Raw genomic sequence first — 6,732 nt, forward strand, 5'->3', positions numbered from 1 at the left:
CTCGTCCTGCTCAATCCGCACGCCATCGACTGGCAGGACAGTCGGGTTGTTGGCGCCAACGGCTTGCTCATCGCGGCTTCGGCGGCCTGGGCCGTGTGCATCCTGCATCTGCGATACGGCCGAACGCCGTCGTCGGCGATCCAGCTCGCGCCCTGGCAGATGCTGCTCGCCGCAGCCGTGCTGGTGCCCCTGGCCTATGCGGCTGAGGGACCGTTCACCGGAGACGGCACAGGCGTGTTCTGGGCTTGCCTCGCCTTCGTCGGCCCGGTTGCGACCGCCTTCTGCTTCTGCGCCGTCAATGCCGCGAGCGCCCGGCTGCCGGCCAGCGCGACCGCGACGCTGATGATGGCGGTGCCGGTCACCGGTCTCGCCCTATCCACGGCTACCCTGCACGAGGTGCCGAGCCTCGACCTGATCGTCGGCGCAATCGCCGTCGTGCTCGGCATCGCCGCGAGTGCACGCAAATCCCGTCCCTGACACCCGAACGACAAGAGGAGCATTCCCATGAAGGCCGTCGGCTTCCACACCTCCCTGCCAATCGAGAACGATGCGGCACTGGTCGATCTCGACCTGCCGGCCCCAACGCCCGGCCCCCGCGACCTGCTCGTTCGCGTGCAGGCCGTCTCGGTGAACCCCGTCGACACCAAGGTCCGCGCCCGCGTCACCCCGACGGAGGGGCAGCCGCACATCCTCGGCTACGATGCGGTCGGAATCGTCGAGGCGGTCGGCCCCGAGGTTCGCCTGTTCCGACCGGGCGACGCCGTGTTCTACGCCGGGGCGCTCGGCCGGCCCGGAACGAATGCCGAACTGCACTGTGTCGACGAGCGCATCGTCGGCCACAAGCCCGCCTCGCTCTCGACGGCCGAGGCGGCCGCTATGCCTCTGACCGCGATCACCGCCTGGGAAGCGCTGTTCGACCGGCTCGACGTCCGCAAACCGGTGCCGGGTGCGTCAAGTGCTATCCTGATCGTCGGAGGCGCCGGAGGGGTCGGCTCCATCGCGACGCAACTCGCCCGCCGGCTCACCGACCTCACGGTGATCACGACCGCCTCCCGTCCCGAGACGGCGGCCTGGAGCCGGAACCTCGGCGCCCACCACGTGATCGATCACACCAAGCCCCTCAGTGCCGAGGTCGCCGCGCTGGGGCTCGGTGCGCCGGGCTTCGTGTTCTCGACCACCAACACCGACCGGCATCTGACCGAGATCGCAGCGTTGATCGCCCCCCAGGGTCGGTTCGCGCTGATCGACGATCCTGACAGCCTCGACGTGGTGCCGTTCAAGCGCAAAAGCGTGTCGACGCACTGGGAGTTCATGTTCACGCGCTCGATGTTCGAGACCGCCGACATGGACGCGCAGGGCGCGCTCCTCGACGAGGTCTCCCGCCTCGTGGATGTGGGCACGCTGAAGACCACCTTCGCTGAGAGTTTCGGCCCGATCTCGGCCGCCAACCTGCGGCGCGCCCACGCCTTGATCGAGAGTGGACGGGCCAAGGGCAAGATCGTTCTGGAGGGCTGGGCATGAGCGCGGCATCGAACCTGGATCGGCGCACTTGGCTGGCGGGCGCCGGCGCCGCGATGCTGCTCGCATCGGGGGACGCCAACGCGGACGCGCCGCGCCTCACGGTGGCGTTCTCCCTTGCCGAGGCCGTCACCAACGGTGTCGCGGTCACGCCGGAGGGACGGATCTTCGCAGCCCTCGCGCGCATCGACGGGAGCGCTGGCCCACGCGTCGTCGAGATCCGGAACGGCACGCCGGTGCCGTTCCCCGACGAGGCCTGGAACGCCTATGCCGAGGTGCCGACCCGGCCCGTTCCCTCGTCTGGGTGAACTCACTCCGGATCGGGCCAGACGGCGACCTCTGGCTCGTCGATACCGGCTCACCCGGTCTCGGCCAGCCCATGCGACCCGGGGGCGTCAAGCTCGTGCAGGTCGACATCGCGAGCGCCCGCGTACGCCGTACGATCACCCTGGACGGCGTGGTGACGCCGCGGAGCTTCGTGGACGACATGCGGTTCAACGGTTCGCGGGCCTACCTCAGCGATGCCGGCGCGCCCGCCCTCATCGTGCTTGACCTCGCGACCGGTAAAGGTCGCCGCGTCCTCGAAGGCCACCCGTCCGTGACCGCCGCCCGGCCGATCTCCGCGGAGTGGCGCATCATGCATGGCCCCGACGGGAGGCCGGTCTTCGTGCATGCGGACCAGATCGAGGTCTCGCCCGACGGCGCCTGGCTCAATTACCAAGCCTGTTCGGGACCGCTCTACCGCGTGCCGACCCATCTGCTGGATGATCCTGGGACCTCGTCGGAGATGCTTGCGCAAGCCGTCGAGACCGTGGCGAACACGCCCTCGGCCGGGGGCACGGCGATTGCCGCGGATGGTACGCTCTTCGTCAGCGACACGGATGCGCAACGCATCCTCCGGATCGCGCCGGACGGCACGGTCTCGACCCTCATCGAGGATCCGCGCCTGCTCTGGGTCGACGCGATGTGGATCGACGCTACCGGACGGCTCTGGATGCCGGCGGCGCAGATCAACCGTCTGGCGCCTTTTCAGGGCGGCACGTCCCGCGTGCATTATCCGGTCGAGGTCTACACCCTCCAGGTCGGGGCCAAGCCCGCACCCAACGATCATCGGTGAGGTGAAATCATGTTGGAGATGAATGGGACCGGCCGCTTCGCCCTGAAGGCCATCGCGGCGACACTGCCCGAGACGGCGCGGACGCTACTCGCCGACACCTATCTCACGGATCGCGAAGCGGCGAGCGCAAGGGTGTTCCGAGTCTACAGGCCGACCCCGCCACATCACCATGCGACCTGCGACGAGTACCTCTACGTGCTGTCAGGATGTGGCACGTTCTGGATGGGGGATGCGAGCCAGGAGGCGACGTTCGGCCCGGGAGAACTCCTGTTCTTCGAACGCGGCACCGTTCACGCCCTGCCGTCGATCATCGAGGAGCCGGTGGTCTTCCTCTCCGTCGATACGCCGCGGCGCCCACCGTCCGACATCGTCTTCGTCGATGCCGCGGACGGGTCGCCCGAAACTTTCATGGCCCGCAATGCGCCGACACTCTGAGCGCGGCGCGACCTTCGCGGAACGCCGAGGCCTCTGGGGTCGCCAGTGTTCGGCTGGGTCGGAGGCGTTCGATCAGGCGATCCTATGTAAGGGCTCGATAGCGAGGGGCTCGCTCAAGAGTTCGTCGAAGCGGGCGGCGAGGATGCCGAAGTTGGGGCCCGCAGCGTGGACGTCGAGTGCGGCCTGACTCTCCCAGACTTCGTACATCACGATCGTGCCGGGCCGCTCGCGGCTGTCGTGGGCGGTGTAGACGAGGCAGCCAGGCTCCTTGAGCACTTCAGGCACGATCGCCGCGACAGCCTGCGCCAGTGCTGCCTCGCGTCCCTCCCGGGGTACCAAGCGGGCGACAAGCTGGATCTGTTGGGACATTGTCTGAATTCCTGATTTCTGCAGCTCCGGCCTCGCCGGAAACCGTCATGGCGCGCGACACGCCGACGTGTTGAGCGGTCGGCGGCCACTCAGGCCGCAAGGGTCAGCGCGTCATGGCCGGCTAGGCTCTGGCTCAAGAAGGCGATCAGCGGCTCCACAAGATCGGGTGCGCGATCCTCGCCCAGGACCGTCACCTCGGTCATGGGAAGGGCCGGCCAGAGTTCCGGAGCCCGCAGGATCTGCATGCCCTCCTGCACGAAGGAGCGGCCGAGCAGCGTGACCCCCAGACCGCCCGCCACCGCGGCCTGCACGCCCATCAGGCTGCTGGCGGTACAGGCGGCGACCCATTCCCGTCGGACAGTATCGAGGGCGGCGATCATCATGTCACGGTAGCTGCAGGGTGGGGCGAGCATCACCAGCCGAGCGGGCCGTGTGAAGTCCAACTGGTAGTCGGCGGATGCCAGCCAGACGAGCGGTTCGCGCCAGATGACGCGCCCCCGGGAGTTGCTGCCGCTCCGCTTGGCGATCACCGCGTCCAAGCGGTCCCCGTCATAGGCCTCCAGGAGACTGCAGCTCAGCCCGGTCTTCAGATCGATGTGCAGATTGGGATAAAGTCGGCTGAACCGCGCGAGCAGCTTCGGCAGTTGGCCGGGGATGAAGTCCTCGGACACGCCGAGACGCAAGGTGCCGCTCGCCGCCGGTTCGCGCCACGTGCGCATGATCCGGTCATTGAATTCCAACATCTGGCGCGCAGCGACGAGCAGGCGCTCACCGTCCGGCGTCAGGCCGAGCGTTCGGCTAGTCCGGTCGAAGACGCGCCGCCCCAGGATCTCCTCCAGCCGGAGAACCTTCTGGCTCACCGCCGATTGCGAGCGGTGCACCACGTCGGCAGCCGCCGTGAAGCTGCCGGTCTCGGCCACCGCAACGAAGGCCCGCAACAGGTCGAGCTCCAGATCCGGGTACCGCATCGTCCCGCCCATCCCCTCTTCACGCGCGTTCTTCGCACGGGGCCGGTCCCCGCCGGTCCCGCTGCCCATCAATATCGACCCGGCGCCGCTCCGGACACCTGCGCCAGGAGAGGTTCATCCGCTCGCGCCATAGGTGCCGAGGCGGTGCTGAGCGCCTCCGGAGGCTCGACATGTTCGCCTGCCGGCAGCACGACGACGCGCGTTTCGACCGGAACACGGCCATAGAGATCGATGATGTCCTGATTGAACATCCGGATGCAGCCGGAGGAGACGTTCGTACCGATAGTCCGCGGCTCGGTCGTGCCGTGGATACGGTAGAGCGTGTCGCGCGGGCCGTCGAAGAGGTAGAGGGCGCGGGGTCCAAGCGGATTGCCGAGGCCGCCAGCCATGCCGTTGCGCCAGGGTGCGTTCCGCTCCGGCTCGCGGGCGATCATGTCGGCGGTCGGTGTCCAGCGCGGCCACTCGGCCTTGCGCCCCACACGTGCCGATCCACTCCAGGCAAGCCCAGCCCGACCGACGCCGACGCCGTAGCGCAGCGCTCGTCCGTTCTCGCGGACAAGATAGAGGAACTTGTTGCCCGGATCGACCACGAGGGTGCCCGGTGGCTCGGAACGCGGGTAGGCGACCTCCTGCCGAAAGTAGCGCGGATCAACATCGGAGATGTCTGTGGCCGGCAGGGCAAAACGCTCATCGGGGCGAGCCCCGTACATGGCCGTGAAGGTCACATTCGGCTGCGGTGCGATGACCCCACGCTGCGCCTCGACCTCCACACAGCCGCCCATCACCAACGCGAGCGGTGCAAGGCGAGCGTGAGCCACAAACCGCGAACGAACCCGACCTGGGCCGGCGGGAGGGATGGATCCAGGCTCGACCATGATGCTCTCGGCTCTCGCGAAGCGACCCTGCGGCGGTGCCGCGGACACCGCCCTCAAGCACGCCGAATAGGTTGCACTCGCGAGGTAGCCGAAGGAAACGCATAGTTTCGATCGTTGTCAGTAGCATACCGAATGGATGGACTGGCCCGGCCTCATCCTCTGTGCTGCAGGCGCGACGAACCCAACTGTCAGACGGGGCCCGACAGGGCAGCCATGCCGCCCTGGGCTGCTGGTGCTTCGCGGCCAAAAGCCACCATGGGCCGAGCTTCCTTCAAGCTCCCTCTACCGGCGCACTTAGGCCGATAACGGCCTGGGCGCCCACGCTCACGCTTCCTACAGGAAAGGCTTTGAGGACGTCGATGAAGGCACGAAGACCGGCGGGGACATGTCTGTGCCCCGGGTAGTAGAGGAATACACCAGGGTAAGGCGGGCACCAGTCTTCGAGAAGGGACTTGAGCACGCCGGCTTCAAGATGATGTCGGGCCACCGGTTCAGGAACGAACGCGATCCCCAGACCGCGGATCGCGGCTTCGGTCATCAACTCCGAGCGATTGAGGATGAGTGTCCCTGGAACGTCGACGGCTACGACTTGGCCGTGACGCTCGAACTCCCACTTGCAGGATCGGCCGTTCGGCGTCCGGGTCCGAATGCAGTGATGAGCCGATAGATCGTCCGGCGTGCGCGGCAGATCCCGTCCTTCGAGGTAGGACGGCGATGCGACCGCGAGCATGCGCGAGGCCCCTCCGAACCGCACCGCAATCATGTCGCGCGGGACCTCTTCGCCAAGCCTGAAGCCCGCGTCGAAGCCTTCCGCGACGATGTCCACGAAGGCAGGCTCGGCCACGAGGTCGACCGCCATCTCGGGGAAGCGGCCGAGAAAGACCGGGATGACGGTCCGCAGAAGGAGCAGAGAGACAGTCTCGGATGCCGTAATCCGAAGGGTCCCTCTGGGATGATCTCGCGACGCATCGACCTCGGCCAGTGCTCCGTAGAGACCCTGAAGGATGGGCCGCAGGCGCTCGACCAAGCGCTCACCAGCCTGTGTCGGCGAGACGCTGCGGGTGGTCCGGTTCAGCAGACGCGTACCAAGCCGCGCCTCCAGGCCGCTCATCATGTGGCTCAGGGTCGAGGGCGCCAACTCCAACTCGTCGGCAGCCTTCCGAAAGCTCCTGTGCGTCGCGATCGCGGCAAGCACCTTCAGTTCGGTCAAGGTCGGCATATCATTCATGGCCAAACGCCACCAAGGCATGCGGAATTGCCCCGCTTATTCTGGGCAATGATGCGGACTAGCTCGTGCCGGGACAAGCCGGAGGCGAAGATGGTTCGGACGTGGTTCATCACAGGTGTGAACAGCGGCTTCGGTCGCGAGATGGCGGTGCAACTGCTCGGACGCGGTGAGCGTGTGGCAGGTACGACGCGCCGTCCGGACGATATCGCTGACCTGAAAGCT

General features: G+C 67.3%; 9 protein-coding genes. 5 read left to right on the forward strand and 4 right to left on the reverse strand.

Translation table 11 applies throughout. From position 1 onward, the window contains the following. The 5 genes from BLW78_RS30590 to BLW78_RS30605 form a co-directional block, all read left to right on the forward strand. The coding region (locus tag BLW78_RS30590) for a DMT family transporter (RefSeq protein WP_139307808.1) at positions 1-477 on the forward strand (477 nt) is incomplete at its 5' end. 27 nt (positions 478-504) lie between these two features. Continuing rightward, entirely contained in the window at positions 505-1,521 is a 1,017-nt protein-coding gene (locus BLW78_RS30595; RefSeq protein ID WP_091684073.1) for a zinc-binding alcohol dehydrogenase family protein, read from the forward strand. Further along, on the forward strand, positions 1,518-1,826 hold the full coding sequence (locus BLW78_RS31960; RefSeq protein WP_244527122.1) for a hypothetical protein: 309 nt from the start codon (positions 1,518-1,520) through the stop codon (positions 1,824-1,826). The genes BLW78_RS30595 and BLW78_RS31960 overlap by 4 nt, the downstream gene beginning before the upstream one ends. Before the next feature lie 71 nt (positions 1,827-1,897). Then, entirely contained in the window at positions 1,898-2,635 is a 738-nt protein-coding gene (locus tag BLW78_RS30600) for an SMP-30/gluconolactonase/LRE family protein (RefSeq protein ID WP_244527123.1), read from the forward strand. A 9-nt stretch (positions 2,636-2,644) separates the two neighbouring features. Continuing rightward, positions 2,645-3,070 carry a cupin domain-containing protein gene (locus BLW78_RS30605; protein WP_091684075.1) on the forward strand — a complete coding sequence of 142 codons (426 nt, stop codon included), beginning with the start codon at positions 2,645-2,647 and terminating at the stop codon, positions 3,068-3,070. 72 nt (positions 3,071-3,142) lie between these two features. Here BLW78_RS30605 and BLW78_RS30610 read toward each other — a convergent pair whose 3' ends face one another. The 4 genes from BLW78_RS30610 to BLW78_RS30625 all read right to left on the reverse strand — a co-directional run bounded on the left by BLW78_RS30610 (position 3,143) and on the right by BLW78_RS30625 (position 6,510). Next, positions 3,143-3,439 carry a putative quinol monooxygenase gene (locus BLW78_RS30610; protein WP_091684077.1) on the reverse strand — a complete coding sequence of 99 codons (297 nt, stop codon included), beginning with the start codon at positions 3,437-3,439 and terminating at the stop codon, positions 3,143-3,145. A gap of 89 nt (positions 3,440-3,528) precedes the next feature. Then, positions 3,529-4,407, reverse strand: coding sequence for a LysR substrate-binding domain-containing protein (locus BLW78_RS30615; RefSeq protein ID WP_091684081.1), 879 nt, complete (start codon positions 4,405-4,407; stop codon positions 3,529-3,531). Positions 4,408-4,475: 68 nt separating this feature from the next. Further along, positions 4,476-5,282, reverse strand: coding sequence for a L,D-transpeptidase (locus BLW78_RS30620; RefSeq protein WP_091684079.1), 807 nt, complete (start codon positions 5,280-5,282; stop codon positions 4,476-4,478). Positions 5,283-5,553: 271 nt separating this feature from the next. After that, positions 5,554-6,510, reverse strand: coding sequence for a LysR family transcriptional regulator (locus tag BLW78_RS30625; RefSeq protein ID WP_091684083.1), 957 nt, complete (start codon positions 6,508-6,510; stop codon positions 5,554-5,556). Between the last annotated feature and the right edge of the window lie 222 nt (positions 6,511-6,732).

It is taken from the genome of Methylobacterium sp. 275MFSha3.1, assembly GCF_900108435.1.
In the GTDB taxonomy this organism is placed as follows: Bacteria; Pseudomonadota; Alphaproteobacteria; order Rhizobiales; family Beijerinckiaceae; genus Methylobacterium.